The 18382-nt window shown below is 59.8% G+C and carries 14 protein-coding genes; 11 read left to right on the forward strand and 3 right to left on the reverse strand.

Annotated features, from left to right (window positions below):
• Positions 1-3 precede the first annotated feature (3 nt).
• Positions 4-1161: an NnrS family protein gene (locus PP263_RS05260; RefSeq protein ID WP_308368562.1), complete on the forward strand. Its 1158-nt coding sequence runs from the start codon at positions 4-6 to the stop codon at positions 1159-1161.
• A gap of 149 nt (positions 1162-1310) precedes the next feature.
• Positions 1311-3284 carry a pyridoxal-dependent decarboxylase gene (locus tag PP263_RS05265; protein ID WP_308367317.1) on the forward strand — a complete coding sequence of 658 codons (1974 nt, stop codon included), beginning with the start codon at positions 1311-1313 and terminating at the stop codon, positions 3282-3284.
• Positions 3285-3409: 125 nt separating this feature from the next.
• On the opposite strand, the gene PP263_RS05270 is transcribed toward PP263_RS05265, so the two are convergent.
• Positions 3410-3673, reverse strand: a complete 264-nt coding sequence (locus PP263_RS05270) for a hypothetical protein (RefSeq protein ID WP_308367318.1) — start codon at positions 3671-3673, stop codon at positions 3410-3412.
• Between the two features lie 30 nt (positions 3674-3703).
• Positions 3704-5572: an ATP-binding protein gene (locus tag PP263_RS05275; protein WP_308367319.1), complete on the reverse strand. Its 1869-nt coding sequence runs from the start codon at positions 5570-5572 to the stop codon at positions 3704-3706.
• 284 nt (positions 5573-5856) lie between these two features.
• Here PP263_RS05275 and PP263_RS05280 point away from each other — a divergent pair, with 284 nt between their 5' ends.
• The 9 genes from PP263_RS05280 to PP263_RS05320 all read left to right on the forward strand — a co-directional run bounded on the left by PP263_RS05280 (position 5857) and on the right by PP263_RS05320 (position 16410).
• On the forward strand, positions 5857-9636 hold the full coding sequence (locus PP263_RS05280) for a nitrate reductase subunit alpha (protein ID WP_308367320.1): 3780 nt from the start codon (positions 5857-5859) through the stop codon (positions 9634-9636).
• On the forward strand, positions 9633-11165 hold the full coding sequence (narH, locus tag PP263_RS05285) for a nitrate reductase subunit beta (RefSeq protein WP_308367321.1): 1533 nt from the start codon (positions 9633-9635) through the stop codon (positions 11163-11165). The genes PP263_RS05280 and narH overlap by 4 nt, the downstream gene beginning before the upstream one ends.
• A gap of 12 nt (positions 11166-11177) precedes the next feature.
• Positions 11178-11891, forward strand: a complete 714-nt coding sequence (gene narJ, locus PP263_RS05290) for a nitrate reductase molybdenum cofactor assembly chaperone (protein WP_308367322.1) — start codon at positions 11178-11180, stop codon at positions 11889-11891.
• Positions 11892-11898: 7 nt separating this feature from the next.
• Entirely contained in the window at positions 11899-12597 is a 699-nt protein-coding gene (gene narI / locus PP263_RS05295; RefSeq protein ID WP_308367323.1) for a respiratory nitrate reductase subunit gamma, read from the forward strand.
• Positions 12598-12623: 26 nt separating this feature from the next.
• Positions 12624-13457 carry a peptidylprolyl isomerase gene (locus PP263_RS05300; RefSeq protein ID WP_308367324.1) on the forward strand — a complete coding sequence of 278 codons (834 nt, stop codon included), beginning with the start codon at positions 12624-12626 and terminating at the stop codon, positions 13455-13457.
• A 38-nt stretch (positions 13458-13495) separates the two neighbouring features.
• The gene (locus PP263_RS05305) at positions 13496-13879 is read left to right on the forward strand and encodes a putative zinc-binding protein (RefSeq protein WP_308367325.1); all 384 of its coding nucleotides are present in this window, start codon (positions 13496-13498) and stop codon (positions 13877-13879) included.
• Between the two features lie 141 nt (positions 13880-14020).
• Positions 14021-14506: an SCP2 sterol-binding domain-containing protein gene (locus tag PP263_RS05310; protein ID WP_308367327.1), complete on the forward strand. Its 486-nt coding sequence runs from the start codon at positions 14021-14023 to the stop codon at positions 14504-14506.
• Between the two features lie 11 nt (positions 14507-14517).
• Entirely contained in the window at positions 14518-15513 is a 996-nt protein-coding gene (locus tag PP263_RS05315) for a peptidase U32 family protein (RefSeq protein WP_308367328.1), read from the forward strand.
• A 21-nt stretch (positions 15514-15534) separates the two neighbouring features.
• Positions 15535-16410 carry a U32 family peptidase gene (locus tag PP263_RS05320; RefSeq protein WP_308367329.1) on the forward strand — a complete coding sequence of 292 codons (876 nt, stop codon included), beginning with the start codon at positions 15535-15537 and terminating at the stop codon, positions 16408-16410.
• 196 nt (positions 16411-16606) lie between these two features.
• Here the strand turns inward: PP263_RS05320 and PP263_RS05325 are convergent, their stop codons facing one another.
• Entirely contained in the window at positions 16607-18379 is a 1773-nt protein-coding gene (locus tag PP263_RS05325; RefSeq protein WP_308367330.1) for a bifunctional protein-serine/threonine kinase/phosphatase, read from the reverse strand.
• Positions 18380-18382 lie beyond the last annotated feature (3 nt).

The following is an 18382-nucleotide window of genomic DNA, read 5'->3' on the forward strand; positions in this document are numbered from 1 at the left end:
GTGATGCAAATCCTCGACCGCGAGCGGGAAACAGCGCTCGCCCCCCTATGGCGGATGCCCTTCCGCCCTCTGTTTTTGGCTGCCGCAGCATGGAGCTGTATTTGTCTCAGCCTTTGGCTTGCCGTATTACTCGGTATAGAGTTGCCTGCGCTGCGGGCGGGTTTCGCCTGGCACGTGCACGAAATGCTGTTCGGATTTGCCGGCGCCGTAGTGGTGGGGTTCATCACAACGGCCAGTCAAAACTGGACCGGCCTGCGCGCTCCGTCCGGTGCACCGCTGGTTGTCATGTCGGGGCTCTGGCTGTTGGCGCGGCTGGGCTATGGGCTGACCGCCGTCCCGCCGTGGCTTCCAGTGATAATGGAAGCCGGCTTTTTCCTGTTTGCCGCGCTGCTGGTGGGCCGCAGGCTGCTGGCGATGCGGCAGTGGCGTAACCTGTTCGTGATCCCGGCACTGGTCGCGCTCGCCGTGTTATCCGCGTTGCACTGGTTGATGCCGGAGTGGCAGCGCCGGATAGGTGTACTGACACTGCTGCTGATCGTCAGTCTGATACTCGTATTTGGCGGTCGGGTCGTGCCCTTTTTTACCGCCAGGCGCTACCAGATGCGCCCGCGGGACAAGATTCCTGCGCTGGAGATCGGCACTCATATCTGTGCGCTTGCCCTGTTGCTGGTGGTGGCTTTCGACCTGCCTAGAGCCGCCTGGGGCCTGCTGGCACTGGCATTGGGAATTCTGCAGCTATTGCGCTGTAGCCGCTGGCATGTCTCTCGAATCTGGCGGGAGCCCCTGCTGTGGTCCCTGCACCTGAGTTACTGGATGGTTGTGATCGGATTGTTCATGGCTTCTCTGGCCTGGCCGGGGATCGCCCCCGCGCTCGAGAGTGGGGCCTTGCACGCCTTTGCCGTCGGGGGGATCGGCGGCATGATTCTGGCGATGATCAGCCGCGTGAGTCTCGGCCACAGTGGCCGGCAGTTGCGGGCACCCGGCGTAATGCCCCTGGCTTTTGCGGCGCTGCTGGTCGCGGCGCTGGCAAGGGTTCTCTGGGCGCCGGCAACGGTCGCCTATGTCCTGGCTGTCGCTGCGTGGATTCTGGGATACGGCCTGTTCCTGGCCTGCTATATGCCGATACTGACTGCTCCGCGAGCGGATGGACAGCCTGGCTGAAGAGGGAAATGCCAGGACACTTCGGTACCGCTGTTTTCGCCGCGACGATTACCTCGTTCTCCTCCTGGTTGCCGGATTGCTCCTGTATGACGAACATGATTGGCGCGTCCAGTGACGGCCAAGTCAGTTAAGTGGTGCGGAAGGCCAACATGAAAAAATACGGTGAATTTCTCAGTCCATATTTCCTGGGTGCCTACGGGGAAAACAGCGATATTCTGGAAAAATTCCTGATCGAATTTATACGCGACCATGTATTCTGGCGGCGAAACTTCCACCCGGAAGATGTTCCACCGATCAACCCACAGATGCAGAATAAGGTCAAGTATCGCGATGCCATCGCGCGCATGCAGTTCGAGCTACATCAGTTGGCGGCTCGCCTGAAAAAGTCGGTGCCTGTCTTCAATCCGCGTTACGTAGGCCACATGGTGTCGGAGACGCTGATGCCGGCACTGATTGCGCAGCAGGTGGCAACCTTCTACAACCCGAACAATGTGTCGGTGGATGCCGCAACCGTGACCATCGATATGGAATTGGAAGTGGGGCAGCAGTTTGCGCAGATGTTTGGTTTCAATACCGATGAAGAGCACTCTCCATGCGCTTGGGGTCACCTGACCAGTGGTGGCAGCAGTGCCAATTATGAGAGTCTGTGGAATTTTCGAGCAGTAAAATTCTATTCGCTGGCGCTCGCGCGCACCTGCCGCGATCTGCGCTTGGAGCTCGCACTCGAAGATCTGGGTTGCGATATGGCTGATATCGACGACTGGCGCCTGTTCAACCTCCCTATTGATCGGCAATTGGAACTGCGCACCAGCGCTCTGGCAATGATGCCGGACGCGAGCGGGCGGCGGAAATTACTCGATGCCATAGAGGAAAGGCGCATCGAAACTCTGGGGCCGGTTGAGTTTTTCCAGCGCATGGATCTCAAGCCACCGGTAATCCTCGCCCCGACCAGTGCCCACTACTCATGGAACAAGGCGGTCAGGATACTTGGCTTCGGCAGCCGGCAACTGATAAAAGTGCCGGTAGACGAACACATGCGCATGGATATACCTGCGCTGCAGCGGTTGCTGGAAAAACTGCGCAGTGACCAACGTCCGGTACTGGCAGTGATCGGCGTGCTCGGCACCACTGAATTCGGCACCATTGATCCGCTGGACCAACTGTTGGCGATGCGCGAGCAGTGGCGTACAGAAGGGCTTGATTTCTGTATTCATGTCGACGCCGCTTGGGGAGGCTACCTGACGGCGATTTTCCGCGACGAGCAGGGCGCTCTGCTGCCGCGCAATGAGGTGCGCAAACATTTCACCTATTTCCCGTCGGAGTCGGTGTACCGCAGTTTCACCGCGCTTTCCCAGGTGGACTCGATTACCGTCGATCCGCACAAGATGGGCTATCTGCCGTATGGCACAGGCGGTTTCGTCTGCCGGAACCGGGACGTCGCCAAGCTGCTGACCCAGAAGGCCGCCTACGTATTCGACGAGCAGGAAAGAGGGCCGGAACTCAATTTGAAGAATCTGGGCCAGTATGTGCTGGAGGGGTCCAAGCCCGGCGCCAATGCCGCGGCGGCCTATGTGGCACACCGGGTTTTGCCGCTGGATGCCGCGCATTTCGGTCGCCTGATGGGGCACACGATACAGGCGTCGGAGCATCTGTACGACCACCTCCTCGCGCTCGCACAGGAGCTGAAAGATCAGGTGCACTTGATACTCCCCTTTGAACCGGATACCAATCTGATCTGCATTGCGCTCAATCCCTGCGGTAACAACAACCCAGTGCGACAGAATGCGTTCACCCGGCGGGTGTTCGAACACCTGAAAGTGGACCCGAACAAGCCGATACAGACCAAGGAGTTCGTAGGATCATTCACTTCGTTGTTCCGGCAAAATCTGAGCGAAGAGGTGGCACTGCGCCTGGCGGAAAACCTGGGACTGGATAGTGGTGCCTTCTGCAGCGAGGTGACGGACCCGCAGCGCCAGTCGGACAGCATGTTCGTGTTGCGCCATACCATCATGAATCCCTGGGGTATGGCCAGCAGCAACGGGCAAACTTATCTGGAAAAATACTGTGCGTTCTTGTGCAAGGTACTGCTGGAGGAGCTGCAGCGAAGCGAGTGGTGGTTTTGATCAGGCTGGATTTTTTGGGATTTATATCCGGTTCTCAGGCGGCCGCTTTGCAAGGACTGTGCTTTCGTTTGCCTGCGACAACGATGCCGGCTATTCGGGGCTCGGGGCGCTTGTTCGGGGACTCCTTAGACCAGTTTGTTGGATGCCAGCGCCGCGTGAATGCGCCGGCACATTTTGCCAAAGCGTGACACGTCTCCGAGAGTGGGCTTTTCGCCGGCATCCAGGCGGGTCTCCCATTCCTCCAGTTCCTGGTCGAGGAATTCCAGTAATTTTTTTGGGCATCCGCGGCAGGGGCCGGCACACAGCTGGCTCGCCGGCAGATGGAATGGCATGGTGCTGCGAACCTGTGAAATCAGTTCGCGCATAGCGGCGGTGGTATTCGGTTTCACAATTCGCTCGGTTAGACGCCGCCCCGCCGCTCACCCGCCGGCCCCGGCAGCGTTGTTCCACAACAGCTGGCGTTCGCGGGCGTACTCGGGAATAAAAACAAAGGAAACCTCAGTGCCACCGCTTTCGCGGCGGCGGATATCCAGCCCGCCTCCCAGGTTGCTGGCGCGCTCCTGCATGATGGACATGCCGAAGTGATTGCGCTTCTCCGGCGACTCGCTGATGCCTACACCGTTGTCGCAGATACTGACCCGGATTTCCTGCCCCTCGCCCGGTGTGAGGCGGATGCTGATGTGATCGCCCCACGAATGGTACACCGCGTTTTGCGACGCCTCGCGGACCAGCTGCAACAGATGAATCTCTTCGTTGGGGGTCAGTGGGATTTCCTCCAGGTCGTAGACCAGCTCGATATTGACCTCCGGGTGTTGTTCGCGGTACTGGAAAACGGATTTTTCCAGAATGGCGCGCAGCCCTCCCTCCGCTATCTGCAGCCGGAAAGTGGTTAGCAGTTCTCGCAACTGCCGGTATGAGGCATTGAGGCCCTGCTTGAGTTCGGAGGTGATCTCCGCAACCTGGTTGCGGTCCAGCGCATCGCCGCGGTTGCAGCGGGCCAGCCTGACCACCTGGATTTTGAGATAGGAAAGGGACTGGGCCAGGGAATCGTGCAGTTCGCGGGCAATAATGCCCCGCTCGTCCATCAGCGCCACGCGCCGGTCCTGCTCGCCGCGCTCCTTCAGGGTTATCGCCGTGGTAACCGCATCGGCGAACGCGCTGAGGCGCTGTTGTTGTTCCCTCTGCAGCAGCTGGCCCTGCGGAAGGGTGCACACCAGGACACCGTAATTGCGTTTGTCCGCTTCCAGGGGGAAGCGATAGATCTGCTGGCCGGCGGCCTCCCTGGGGCCGGAGGCGTGTGCACAGCTGTTGCAGTTACTTTCCTGGCAGGCGTTGTTGCCGGTGCCGTGAATCAGGTGCTGGTAAGGGGTCATTCCCTCCGGCGTCATCAGGCACAGGTCGAGGTCGTGCAGTTCGGTGAGCTCGCTGAACTCCGCCAACCACTGGTCTATTTCCAATCCGTTGAGCGGACCTTCGCTGATGCGCCGCGCGAGGCGGTATTGAAAGTCGAGTACCTCGTGGCTCTTGTGCAGCTGTGCGGTCTTGTCCCTGACCCGCGTTTCCAGTTCGCGATGTGTGCCGTCTATAACCTCACACATCCGGTTGATGGTCTGTGCCAGCAGGCCCAATTCGTCCTCGCCGTGCAGGTCGAGTTTTTGGTGGAAGTTGCCCCTGGCAATATCGCGACAGCTGGCGATCAGTTTGCGCAGCGGCTGTTCCACCGAGCGGGACAGTGAGAAGAGGGAAAAATAGACCAGTATGACGGTAGCGAATAGAGAGCCTAGCTGGACCAGGCGCAGCAACTCGACTTTGTGTTCCGCGGTGTGCTGGTAATCCAGTACCAGGGTGTCCACCCGGTCCACAAATGACTCAGCGGTGCTGAGGAGTTCGCGGTCGCTGATGCGGCTTTCCCCACTGGCGACAGATGCCAGCAACGGCAGGATATGCTGCCGCCACTCCTGGCTAACCTCGCGAAAATTCTGTGCCTCCGGCTGGTGATCGGCGGGGGAGAATTCCGAGATGGTGGCGATATGATCCAGGCGCGCGGATATCTGTTCCGCCAGATCCTGCGTGGCCCTCTGGTCACCACTGGAGGCGGTGGCCACCGATTTGTAGGTCATGGCGCGCAGCGAGCCGGACAGGTTGACGGCGGCGGCGTCGTTTTCCGCGGCGTCGGAGATGACATAGGAGGCCACCATGGAGCCGATGGCCACCACAACGGTGAGCAGCATCAGCACGCCGATACGGAACACAATGGATTGGCGGATGCGATTCAGTACATTGCCCATAGGAAATTCTCCGCAAATACGGCACTCATTATGCCCGACACCACTGTATTTGGTAGTACCCCCAAAAAACCGCAATGAGTCCCGCCGGTCCCTCCTCCGACCCGCGGGCCACGCCGCGCCGGACCAGCTGCGGCCGCGGCTGCCCGGCACCGGTAATACCTCTACCACTTAGGGGGTAGGCGGTCATTTTCGCCGCGGCGGCACCCCGGTGAATTCATCTGTCGCACCTTTTATATTGCTTTCATCCACGGCAAGACACCGGCATTTTCGTCTCGGAGTAAAGCATGAGCCACTTTCTGGACCGACTGAAATATTTCAAAAAACGCAAAGAGCCTTTTGCGGACGGCCACGGTGAAAAAACCTGGGACGACCGCAGCTGGGAGGACGGTTATCGCCGCCGCTGGCAGTTCGACAAAATTGTGCGCTCCACCCATGGGGTGAACTGTACCGGCTCCTGCAGCTGGAAAATCTACGTAAAAGACGGGCTGGTCACCTGGGAGACCCAGCAGACCGACTACCCGCGCACGCGCCCGGATCTCCCCAACCACGAGCCCAGGGGCTGCCCGCGCGGCGCCAGCTATTCCTGGTACATGTACTCGGCCAACCGCCTCAAGTACCCGAAAATCCGCAAGCGCCTGGTACAGCTCTGGCGCCAGGCCAGGCTGCAGCACGCCGATCCGGTGGACGCATGGGCCAGTATCGTCGAAGACCCGGAAAAAGCCAGGTCCTACAAGGAGTGCCGCGGCATGGGCGGCTTCGTGCGCATCGAATGGAATGAGGTGAACGAACTGATCGCCGCGTCTAATGTGTACACCACCAAAACCTATGGCCCGGACCGGGTAAGCGGATTTTCCCCGATTCCCGCCATGTCCATGGTGTCCTACGCCGCGGGTGCCCGCTACCTGTCCCTGATAGGCGGCAACTGCCTGAGCTTCTACGACTGGTATTGCGACCTGCCGCCGGCCTCGCCGCAGGTTTGGGGCGAGCAGACCGACGTGCCGGAATCCGCCGACTGGTACAACTCCAATTACCTGATCGTGTGGGGCTCCAACGTACCCCAGACCCGGACGCCGGACGCCCATTTCCTCAGTGAAGTGCGCTACAAGGGCGCCAAGACCTGTGTGATCACCTCGGATTATTCCGAGTGCTCCAAGTTCGGCGATACCTGGCTGGCGCCGCGCCAGGGCACCGACGCCGCCTTGGCCATGGCCTTTGGCCACGTGATCCTGAAGGAATTCCACGTGGACAAACCCAGCGCCTACTTCACCGAGTATGTGCGCACCTACACCGATATGCCCATGCTGGTGACCCTGGAGGAAAAAGACGGCAGGCTGGTGCAGGGGCGCTTCCTGCGCGCCTCGGATCTGGCCGACAATCTGGGCCAGGACAATAACCCGGAATGGAAAACCATTGCCGTCAACGACGACGGCCGCCTGGTCTCCCCCAACGGGTCCGTGGGCTACCGCTGGGGCGAGCCCTCGGCAAAGGAAGGGCAGGGCAAGTGGAACCTCGAGCAGCGGGATGGCGGGGACGGGTCCGAACTGAAATTGAAGCTGAGCCTCAGGGACTGTGCCGACGAAGTGGTCAAAGTGGCCTTCCCCTATTTCGGCGGCCAGGCCCACGAATACGATTACTTCCAGCACACAAACCACAGCGAAGTGATCGACTACAAAGTCCCGGTGAAAAAAATCACCAGCGCGGATGGCAACACCATTTTAGTGGCCAGCGTCTACGATCTCACCCTCGCCAACTACGGTGTCGAGCACGGGCTGGACGATCCAAACTGCGCCCACAGTTACGATGAGGACAAGCCCTACACCCCCGCCTGGCAGCAGGCCATCACCGGCGTCAGGCCCGAGGACGTGATCCGCGTTGCACGGGAATTTGCCACCACCGCGGACAAGACCCGCGGGCGCTCCATGGTGATCGTGGGGGCGGCATTGAATCACTGGTATCACATGGATATGAACTACCGCGGCCTGATCAACATGCTGATGCTGTGTGGCTGCGTGGGTCAGAGTGGCGGAGGCTGGGCGCACTACGTTGGCCAGGAAAAACTGCGCCCGCAGACCGGGTGGACGCCGCTGGCGTTTGCCCTGGACTGGCAGCGTCCGCCGCGCCACATGAACGGCACTTCCTTTTTCTACAATCACTCCAGCCAGTGGCGCTACGAAAAGCTCGAGATGAGCGAAGTCATTTCCCCGCTGGCGGACAGGGAAAAATGGAGCGGCTCCATTATCGACTTCAACAGCCGCGCCGAGCGCATGGGATGGCTGCCGTCGGCTCCGCAGCTGGGTACGAATCCGCTGCGGCTGGCTAGCGAAGCCGCCGCCGCGGGTATGGACCTGAAAGACTACGTCGTGCAGCAGCTCGAGAGCGGCGAACTGAAGTTTGCCAACCAGGACCCGGACAACCCGCAGAACTTTCCGCGCAACCTGTTTATCTGGCGCTCCAACCTGTTGGGTTCCTCCGGCAAGGGGCACGAATATATGTTGCGTCACCTGCTGGGCACCCGGCACGGCCTGATGGGTGTGGACCTGGGCGAGTCCGGTGGCAAAAAGCCGGAGGATGTCGCATGGCACGACACGCCCAGCGAAGGCAAGGTGGACCTGCTGGTAACCCTGGATTTCCGTATGTCCACCACCTGCCTGTACTCCGATATCGTCCTGCCCACTGCCACCTGGTATGAAAAGGACGACATGAATACTTCGGATATGCATCCGTTTATTCACCCCCTGACCAGGGCGGTGGACCCCGCCTGGCAGGCGCGTTCCGACTGGGAAATCTTCAAGGGCATCGCAAAGAAATTCTCTGAACTTACCGAGGGGCACCTGGGAGTGGAAACCGACCTGGTGACCCTGCCGATTCACCACGATACCCCCGCGGAAATCGCCCAGCCGTTCGGGGTGAAAGCCTGGTGGAAGGGCGAGTGCGACTTGGTTCCGGGCGTGACCGCCCCCAGCATGATCCCGGTGGAGCGGGATTACCCCAACACTTACAACCGCTTCACATCCATCGGCCCGTTGCTGGAAAAACTCGGTAACGGCGGCAAGGGGATTTCCTGGAATACCGATAAGGAAGTGGACTTCCTGAAAAAACTCAATCGCACCTATAACGAGGATTCCGCACGGGATGGCCGCGCAAAAATAGAAACCGCCATCGACGCGGCGGAAATGATTCTCTCCCTGGCGCCGGAAACCAACGGTCAGGTAGCGGTAAAGGCCTGGGCAGCGCTCGGCGAAATCACCGGTCGCGACCACACTCACCTCGCCAGGCCAAAAGAAGAGGAAAAGATCCGCTTCAACGATATTGTCGCGCAACCGCGCAAGATCATTTCCTCCCCCACCTGGTCCGGGCTGGAAGATGAGCATGTGAGCTACAACGCCGGTTACACCAACGTGCACGAGTATATTCCCTGGCGCACCATCACCGGCCGCCAGCAGTTCTACCAGGACCATGAATGGATGCGTGACTTCGGCGAGACCCTTTGCGTCTACAAGCCGCCGGTCAATCTCAAAACCGTGGAGCCGGTGCTGAACAGGAAATCCAACGGCAACAAAGAGATCCTGCTCAACTGGATCACGCCGCACCAGAAGTGGGGCATCCACAGCACCTATTCCGACAACCTGCTGATGCTGACGCTCTCCCGCGGCGGCCCCATCGTGTGGATGAGCGAAAGGGATGCGAAGCTGGCGGGCGTGGAAGACAACGACTGGATAGAGATCTTCAACGTCAACGGCGCTATCGCCGCCCGCGCAGTGGTCTCCCAGCGGGTTCCGGAGGGAATGGCGATGATGTACCACGCTCAGGAGCGGATCGTGAACACCCCGGGAGCGGAAACCACCGGAACCCGGGGCGGCATCCACAATTCCGTTACCCGCGCAGTGATGAAGCCCACCCATATGATCGGTGGTTATGCCCAGCAATCCTACGGTTTCAATTACTACGGCACCGTCGGCTGTAATCGGGACGAGTTTGTTATTGTGAGAAAGATGAACAAAGTTGACTGGCTGGATGGCGAAGATGCCAAGGTAACAGAGGTTGCAGGGGGGGCGTCAGAGTGAAAGTAAGAGCGCAAATCGGCATGGTGCTGAACCTCGACAAGTGCATCGGCTGTCACACCTGCTCGGTAACCTGTAAAAACGTATGGACCTCCCGGGAAGGGGTGGAATACGCGTGGTTCAACAACGTGGAAACCAAGCCGGGCATCGGCTACCCCAAGGAGTGGGAGAACCAGGACAAATACAAAGGTGGCTGGGAGCGCGGGAAAAACGGCAAACTGCAACCCCGCCAGGGTGGCAAACACCGGGTGCTGGCCAATATCTTCGGCAACCCGGAAATGCCCGAGATCGACGACTACTACGAGCCGTTCGATTTCGACTACCAGAATCTGCACCAGTCACCTCAGAAAAAGCACCAGCCGGTAGCGCGCCCCCGTTCGCTGATCACCGGCGAGCGCATGGAAAAGATCGAATGGGGTCCCAACTGGGAGGAAATTCTCGGTACCGAGTTCGAGAAGCGCAAAAAGGACAAGAATTTCGACCAGGTGCAGGCGGAGATATACGGAGAGTTCGAAAATACCTTCATGATGTACCTGCCGCGCCTGTGTGAGCACTGCCTCAACCCGGCCTGCGTGGCGTCCTGCCCCAGCGGTGCCATCTACAAACGGGAGGAGGACGGCATTGTCCTGATCGACCAGGACAAGTGTCGCGGCTGGCGCATGTGCGTCTCCGGGTGCCCCTACAAGAAAATCTACTACAACTGGAAAACCGGAAAATCCGAGAAGTGCATCTTCTGTTATCCGCGCATCGAGTCCGGGCAACCCACTATCTGCTCCGAGACCTGTGTCGGCCGCATTCGCTATCTCGGCGTGCTGCTGTACGACGCGGATCGCATCGAGGAGGCCGCCGCGGTGGAAAACGAACAGGATCTTTACCGGGCGCAGTGCGATATTTTCCTGGACCCGGCCGATCCCAAAGTGCAGGAGGCCGCCCTCGCCGAGGGTATTCCCCAGGCGTGGATCGACGCGGCCCAGCAGTCACCGGTGTACAAGATGGCGATCGACTGGCGGGTGGCGCTGCCTCTGCACCCGGAGTACCGCACCCTGCCAATGGTCTGGTATGTGCCACCGCTGTCGCCGATCCAGTCCGCCGCCGAGGCCGGCCATGTGGGCATGAGCGGCGATATCCCGGACCTCAAGAGCCTGCGCATTCCGTTGAAATATCTCGCCAACATGCTTACCGCCGGCGATGAAGCGCCGGTGGAACGCGCGCTGGAACGCATGATCGCCATGCGCGCCTATATGCGCTCGGTGCACCTCGAGGGAGTGCAGGACCGCCAGCTGCTGGAGCGGGTTGGTCTGACGGTACAGCAGATCGAGGAAATGTACCGCTACATGGCCCTGGCAAATTACGAGGATCGCTTTGTCGTTCCCTCGAGTCACCGCTCCTATGCGGAAAACGCCTACGATATGAAATCCTCCTGTGGCTTCAGTTTCGGCAACGGATGCAGTACCGGAAACGATTCGGTCAATATTTTCGGAGGCAAAAACCCCGCCGTTCGCCAGGTTATCCCGGCGAAGAATGTGGAGTAAGCGGAGAAACCAATGAAAATACTTCAGCTGATATCGCACCTGTTGGACTATCCGGATGAAGATCTGGCAAAAAGCCTGCCGGAACTCACCCGCTGGGTGGAGCAGGCAGACGAACTAAATGGCGAAGTGCGGGAAAGTATCCTGCGTTTCATCGAATACCAGCGACAGCGGGATCTCCTCGACTGGCAGAGCGAATACGAGGGTCTGTTTGAGCGAGGGCGCGCCGTGTCCCTGCATATCTTCGAACATATTTATGGCGAGTCCCGCGATCGCGGGCAGGCCATGGTGGAACTGCTCAAGCACTACCGGGAGGCGGGCCTGGAGCTGTCGGAACGGGAGCTGCCGGATTACCTGCCCACCTACCTGGAGTTCTGCGCGACCCAGGAAACAGCGGCACGGGAATGGCTGGAGCAGATAGCACATGTACTGGCACTCTTGTCCGCCCGGCTCAGGCAAAAGGAATCCGTTTACGCGCACCTATTGACCGGCCTGCTGGAGTTGATCGATCTCAATGTGGATATGACGGCGCTCGCGGAGGTGGTATCCAAGGAGGAGCGAGACGATACGCCGGAAGCCCTGGACAAAATCTGGGAGGAGGAGGCCGTCTCCTTTTCCGCGGGTGGCAGTTGCGACCAGAGTATACGGCGCTCGGCTGCGGCGCAGTTTATGGGAGAGGAGCCCATCGTCTGGGCAGATGAAGGTCGGAACAGTGCGACACCTGGGTGAGGAGTAAATGATGAACTATTTTAATACGCTTTTGTTCGGGATCTATCCCTTCGTAGCGCTCACCGTCTTCCTGGTGGGAAGCCTGATTCGCTACGACCGGGATCAGTACACTTGGCGTACCGGCTCCAGTCAGCTGCTGGAAAAGAAGAAGCTGCGCCTGGGCAGCTATCTTTTTCATGTGGGAATAATCGCGATACTCGCCGGGCACTTTGTGGGCCTGCTGACCCCCAAGGCGGTGTGGCATCTACTGGGGGTTGAGGCATCCACCAAGCAGGCGCTGGCGATGATCGCCGGTGGCCTCTTCGGGGTCATCTGCTTTGTCGGCATGACCATCCTGATCCACCGCCGTTTGACCAACCCCCGTGTGCGCGCCACGTCCTCGACAATGGATATCACCATACTGCTGTTGCTGTACGTGCAGTTGATACTCGGCTTGTTGAGCATCTTCGTCTCCGCCGGGCATATGGACGGCGCGGTCATGCTCCAATTGATGACCTGGGCACAGTCCATTGTCACCTTCAATGCGTCCGACGCAGTGGCCGCGATCAGCGACGTGAACGTCATTTACAAGCTGCATATATTTCTGGGCATGACGCTATTCCTGCTGTTCCCCTTCAGCCGCCTGGTACACGTCTGGAGTCTGCCGGTGCAGTACCTGGGCCGCAACTACCAGGTCGTACGGGCGAGAGGCGCCCGTCGGGTTTGATCGGGGAATCACCTACAGGGCTGACTATGAACGGTTTACTGGCTTCAGATCGGGACGGGGACCGTCCCGATCTTCTGCAAACGATTTGTGTCAACGGTCGGGAGATATCCCCGCAACAAGTATACAGGGAGATGCAGTACCACCCGGCCGCCACGCCGGCAGAGGCAATTTTCAACGCGGCCCGCTCCCTGGTTCTGGGAGAACTTCTGAGCCAGCGCGCCCGGGCACAGGGACTCTGTGACCGGGAAACACTGCCGGGAAGTGTCGCCTTTGATACGGCGGTGGACAAGCTGTTGCAGCTGGAAGTGCCGGTTCCCAAACCCGGCCGCACCAGTTGCCTGGAGTATTACTGTCAGCACCGGGAGCAATTCACTTCGCCGCCGCTGGCCGAGGTGCGCCATATCCTGCTGCAGGCCCCGGGCGATGACGGCGAAGAAGCGCATCGCATTCGGCAGCTGGCAGAGTCCCTGTTGCGGCAGGTCGAGCAGTCTGCCGACCCACTAAAGTGCTTCGCGCAGCTTGCCGGCAGCCATTCCCGGTGCTCGTCGAAGGATTCCGGCGGCAGTCTGGGCCAGGTGGGCCCGGGGGATACGGTTCCGGAGTTCGAAGAAGCAGTGTTCGGCCACGGCGTCGGTCTGGTGTCGGAGCCAGTGGCCAGTGCCTATGGGCTGCATCTGATTTATGTGGAGCAGTTCGAGCCGGGGCGGCCATTGGGATTCGAAATGGTGAAAGAAGAGATTGCACAGCAGCTCCAGGAGTCTCTGCGCCGACGAATGATACGGGGCTACCTGCTGGACCTGGTATCCCACGCCCGCATCACGGGCATCGATTTACTTTCGATGCGGGACTGGGCGCATTGATCGGTGAGTGGCCGCACGCTTTTCCGGGAGGAATACAGATGGCAGCGAAAAATCCATATAGGCACTTACCGCTGGTCTACGCCTGCTCCGGCTGTTCCAGCGCCGCGCAGCTCACCAATGCCCTGGCGGTGCTGCTCGACCGGGAAAAAATGGCGGAAATGTCCTGCATCGCCGGCGTGGGTGGCGATGTGCGCTCACTGGTAAAAACAGCAAAGTCCGATCGCCCCAAAATCGTACTGGATGGTTGCCCGCTGCACTGTGCCAACAACTGTCTGCAACGTCACGGCATAGAGCCAGAGCTGCATATAGACCTCTCCACGGAAGGCGTACGCAAAAACATGCACGAAGACCCAGACCCGGAGGAAGTCGAGAGAATCTGGAACTCGGTGATCCTTCCCAGAATCTCCGCCCTGTCGGAGTAAACCAGCCCCTGTTGTGGCACTGCCAAGGAAAGCCCGAACAAGTCGTCATCCCGGCGAAAGCGGGTCCAGATTCCTGGCTTCCAGACTTCGCCGAAGTGACGAAAGTTTACTTGTTCGGGACCTTCCTAAATGGAGATAGTTATGGCGTCCATTCGCAAGTCCATTTCCCGCGGAGGTTACCGGCTCGGCTGCCGGCTGCTGCCGGTACTGCCCAAGTGGCCGGGTGAACTGGCTCTGATGAAGTTTCTCAACACCCAGCTGGCCGAAGAGCTGGAGGAGGGCGGGTTCGATTTTCTCGAAGGGCGGGTATTGGAGATTGCGGTCATTGATTTTCGCATCAGCCTGCGCATAGGAAAACGCGGCGCGCATTTCGTGCGCGCACCGGCGAGTGCAATTACCGATGCCACCATCGCGGCAAAAGCCGCGGACTTTCTGGCCATCGCCAGCGGCAGGGAAGATCCGGACACGCTGTTCTTTCACCGCCGGCTCAGTATCAGCGGTGATACCGAACTCGGATTGACGGCCAAAAACCGCCTGGATGCGATCGACCGGAGCCGCCTCCCGCAAAGGGCGCAGCGCTGGCTGGTGCTGATCGTCGGGGCGCTGGCAGATGCCAACGCAAAATAAATGGAAAACCTATGGAACTCATATGTCCCGCCGGCGGCCTGCCGGCACTGGAAGCCGCCATCGACAACGGCGCCGACGCCGTCTATATCGGATTCAACGATGAGACCAACGCGCGTCATTTTGGCGGTTTGAACTTCGACGACAAAAATGCGCTGCGCGCCCTGGAGCGGATACGGAGCCGCGGCCGGCGCCTGTTCGTGGCCATCAATACCTATGCGCAACCCGGCAATTTCGCCCGCTGGCAGGCGGCGGTGGATCGCGCCGCGGACCTCTCCGCCGACGCAGTCATCGTCGCGGATATCGGGCTGATGGGCTATGTCCGGGACAAGTATCCGCAGTTGCCGCTGCACCTGTCGGTGCAGGCATCGGCCACAAGCGCCACCGCCCTCGAATTTTATCGGCAGCAGTTCGGCATCCGCCGCGCGGTACTGCCGCGGGTGCTCTCGCTGAAGCAGGTGCAGCAACTGGCGGCCGGGAGCCCGGTGGAACTGGAGGTATTCGGATTCGGAAGCCTGTGCATTATGGCCGAAGGCCGCTGCCATCTGAGTTCCTATATCACCGGGGAGTCGCCCAATATGAACGGTGTTTGCTCCCCTGCCAAAGCGGTGCAGTGGCGGCCCACGGAGAGCGGTATGGACGCGCGGCTCAACGGCGTGCTGATCGATCATTTCGCGCCGGATGAACACGCGGGTTATCCCACTTTGTGCAAGGGGCGTTTTGTGGTGGAGGGCAAACGCCAGCACTCCCTCGAGGAGCCGGTGAGTCTCAACAGCATGGCGCTGCTGCCCGCGCTCAGGGAGGCGGGGATCGGCGCTATCAAGCTGGAGGGCCGGCAGCGCAGTCCGGCCTATGTGGCACAGGTGGTGCGCACCTGGCGCGAAGCCATCGACGCAGTGATGGAAGAGGGCGGTGGTTTCTCGGTAAGGGAGCGCTGGAAGGAAACGCTGGCAAAGAACTCCGAAGGCAAGCAGACCACCCTGGGCGCCTATGACCGTCCGTGGCAGTAGAGAAAATAGAGAGAAACCGATATGCAGCTGGCCCTGGGCCCCGTGCAGTACTACTGGGCACGAAACGACATCAACCAATTTTATGAAGAGATGCTGTCCACACCCCTGGACATCCTCTACCTCGGGGAAGCGGTGTGCGGCAAGCGCAAGGAATTGCGCGCGGCGGAATGGATTGAACTCGCCCATACCCTGGCCGAAGTTTCGGACAAGCAGGTGGTGCTCTCCACATTGACGCTGTTGGAATCCGGAGCGGATCTGAACTGGGTCAGGAAGGTCTGCGACAACGGAAAGCTGTTGGTGGAGGCCAACGATCTGTCGGCGATACAGCTGCTGTCGGAGGCGGGGTTGCCGTTTGCCTGCGGCCCGGCAATCAATATTTATAACCAGCACGCCCTCGCACATCTGGCTTCCCTCGGTCTGGTACGCTGGACAGTGCCGGTGGAGATGAGCGGGCGGCAATTAGGTGAGCTGCTGGATTCCTGTAAACGCAAACCCGAAGTCGAACTGTTCGCCTATGGCCATATGCCGCTGGCGTATTCCGCGCGCTGTTTCACCGCCCGGCACCTGGGGCTGGACAAAGACAACTGTGCCAACCGTTGCATCGAACATCCCCATGGACTACCGCTGGAATCCCAGGAGGGAAGTGAACTGTTTGTGATTAACGGCATCCAGACCCTGTCCGGGGAGCCGGTCAACTTGCTACGCCACTACGATCAACTGTGCGATATCGGTGTCGATAGTCTGCGCCTGTCGCCGCAGAGGCAGCAGATGGAGCAGGTGATTTCCGCCTTCGATAGCGCGCGCAGAGGCGAGCCGGATTCCGGCCTGTTGCCGCGGGGTGTTGACGGTTATTGGTGCGACCGCCCCGGCTTTGAGATTATTGCCCGCAGCGGGTGAAGTTAATGCCGAGCCGGCCGGGACACGCCGTGACATCCCTTCGCATCAAGCTTGGAGCCATTGAATTCTAAGCTGAATGGCACCAAGTTAAGCGGCCCCTGTAGGATGGGCAAAGCGTAGCGTGCCCATCAAGGCCTTGGAAGATGGGCACGCCGCTTCGCTCCTTTGCCCATCCTACAAGGGAACCTCTGCTTAACTAGCGACTGGTATAGAAAAGCGCCAGCACCGACAGCAGGGTAACTATCCACAACCCGGAAAGAATCTTCCAGAAGAGGTAGGCGCCCCGATTGCGGTAATCTTCCGGATCGTCGCGCAGGTAGTCCGGATTGGGATTACCCAGGTCGGTGATAAGCCCGTCGACCGTGTGATAGCGTTTCTCCAGGTCCATTGAACAACCCCGCTCCAGGGCGCGATCGAACCAGATGGGTATGATCGGGTTGAACTGTCGCGCACTGCGGTAGCGCAATTGCTCGTAGTCCACCAGGGAGCGGCATTCATTGATCTCTTCGCCATAGGGCAGCTCGCCGGTAAACATCTCGTAGGCGATAGTGGCCAGGGCATAAATGTCGCCCTGGATCGCCGTGTTGCGGCCCATCAGGTAGTGGGGGTCCGAATAGGAAGCGGTGCCCAGCGCTCCGGGATGTTCCAGTGGACGGAAAATTTCCGCGCTGCCCGCCACATACACGGAACCGAAATCCACGATTTTAACCCCACCCTTTCCGTCGATCATGATGTTGGCGGGCTTGAGGTCCTGGTGGATGGTTTCCCGGTCATGGAAGGCTTGCAGTCCCTCGGCGATCTGCCTGACGATACGGAATGCCTCCGCCGGTTTCGGAAAGCGGTGGCGCTCAATCCAGGTTTCCAGGGTGCAGCCTTCGATATACTCCATCAGGTAATAGAGCGCAGTTCTGGGCCGCTTCTGGCGAAATACGCGTACCACCCGCTCGCTGTGGATACGCAGGCCTATCCACTCTTCCTGCACGAAGCGGTCGATATAGTGGATATCGTCTTCGTAGTTGACCGAGGGGGTTTTCATTACCAGTGCCGACCCGGTGTGGGTGTCCCGCACCAGGTAGAGCTGGCTGCGCTGTGAAGAAAAAATTTCCCGCTCGACAGCAAAGCCATCCAGGATCATTCCCGGGGTCAGCGGCGGGGGAAAAGGCAGGCGTGCGATCTTGTGGCTGTATTCATCCAGGGTCGCATCCGGAAGGCCGCGGACCGAAACGACCACCGCTGTCAGGTTGTCGTCACTGCCGTTTTCTTCGGCGAGGCGCACCAGGGTTTCGGCCATTTCGCGCTCTTCCAGTTCTTCACGCTGCAGGATGTCCACCAGGACTTCCCAGGGAAGAAAATCGTGCACCCCGTCGCTGGTCAGTAGAAAGCGGTCGTCCCGCTCCATTGTGATCCTGCCGTAATCCACCTGCAGCCCTGTGTCCATGCCCAGGGCCCGGGACAGCATACTCTGGCGGTGCCCGAGGGCGACGCTGTGATCGCGGGTCACGCACTCCAGTTTGCCACCCCTCAACAGCTGGATGCGGCTGTCGCCAATATGGAAAAAGTGGGCAGTGCGGGACTTGAAAACCAGAGCGGAAAAAGTGCAAAGAAAACCTTTTTCCTCCCGGGAGTATTCGTGGCTGCTGCGGTAGAGTTTGCTGTTGATGGAGGCGAGCGCCCGTTGCCCCGCACGCGCGGCGGACCAGGTGTCCGGCGCGCTGTAGTAGTCGCCGACAAACTGGCTGGTGGCCATACGGCTGGCCAGGGCGCCGGCCTCGGCGGAACTGACCCCGTCCGCCACTGCGGCCAGGGCGCCCAGGTACTCCTGCAGATGCGGGTCCGCCGGCCAGTGGAAAACCGCCGAATCCTCGTTTTGCGGCTTGCTCCCGGCGCGGCTGCAAATACCCGCGGCCAGTTGCAGCCGTCCGAGTTGTTCGCTCTCTGTGGCAGTACTGTTGGTCACCGGCGCGGCCATGGA

It is taken from the genome of Microbulbifer sp. TB1203 (genome assembly GCF_030997045.1).
In the GTDB taxonomy this organism is placed as follows: Bacteria; Pseudomonadota; Gammaproteobacteria; order Pseudomonadales; family Cellvibrionaceae; genus Microbulbifer.

Bases quoted from the DNA above. Each gene is read 5' to 3' on its own strand.
- narI (WP_308367323.1), top strand. From the start codon at position 11,899: ATGATGAACTATTTTAATACGCTTTTGTTCGGGATCTATCCCTTCGTA.
- narJ (WP_308367322.1), top strand. From the start codon at position 11,178: ATGAAAATACTTCAGCTGATATCGCACCTGTTGGACTATCCGGATGAA.
- PP263_RS05275 (WP_308367319.1), bottom strand. From the start codon at position 5,572: ATGGGCAATGTACTGAATCGCATCCGCCAATCCATTGTGTTCCGTATC.
- PP263_RS05310 (WP_308367327.1), top strand. From the start codon at position 14,021: ATGGCGTCCATTCGCAAGTCCATTTCCCGCGGAGGTTACCGGCTCGGC.
- PP263_RS05280 (WP_308367320.1), top strand. From the start codon at position 5,857: ATGAGCCACTTTCTGGACCGACTGAAATATTTCAAAAAACGCAAAGAG.
- PP263_RS05315 (WP_308367328.1), top strand. From the start codon at position 14,518: ATGGAACTCATATGTCCCGCCGGCGGCCTGCCGGCACTGGAAGCCGCC.
- PP263_RS05305 (WP_308367325.1), top strand. From the start codon at position 13,496: ATGGCAGCGAAAAATCCATATAGGCACTTACCGCTGGTCTACGCCTGC.
- PP263_RS05325 (WP_308367330.1), bottom strand. From the start codon at position 18,379: ATGGCCGCGCCGGTGACCAACAGTACTGCCACAGAGAGCGAACAACTC.
- PP263_RS05300 (WP_308367324.1), top strand. From the start codon at position 12,624: ATGAACGGTTTACTGGCTTCAGATCGGGACGGGGACCGTCCCGATCTT.
- PP263_RS05320 (WP_308367329.1), top strand. From the start codon at position 15,535: ATGCAGCTGGCCCTGGGCCCCGTGCAGTACTACTGGGCACGAAACGAC.
- PP263_RS05265 (WP_308367317.1), top strand. From the start codon at position 1,311: ATGAAAAAATACGGTGAATTTCTCAGTCCATATTTCCTGGGTGCCTAC.
- PP263_RS05260 (WP_308368562.1), top strand. From the start codon at position 4: ATGCAAATCCTCGACCGCGAGCGGGAAACAGCGCTCGCCCCCCTATGG.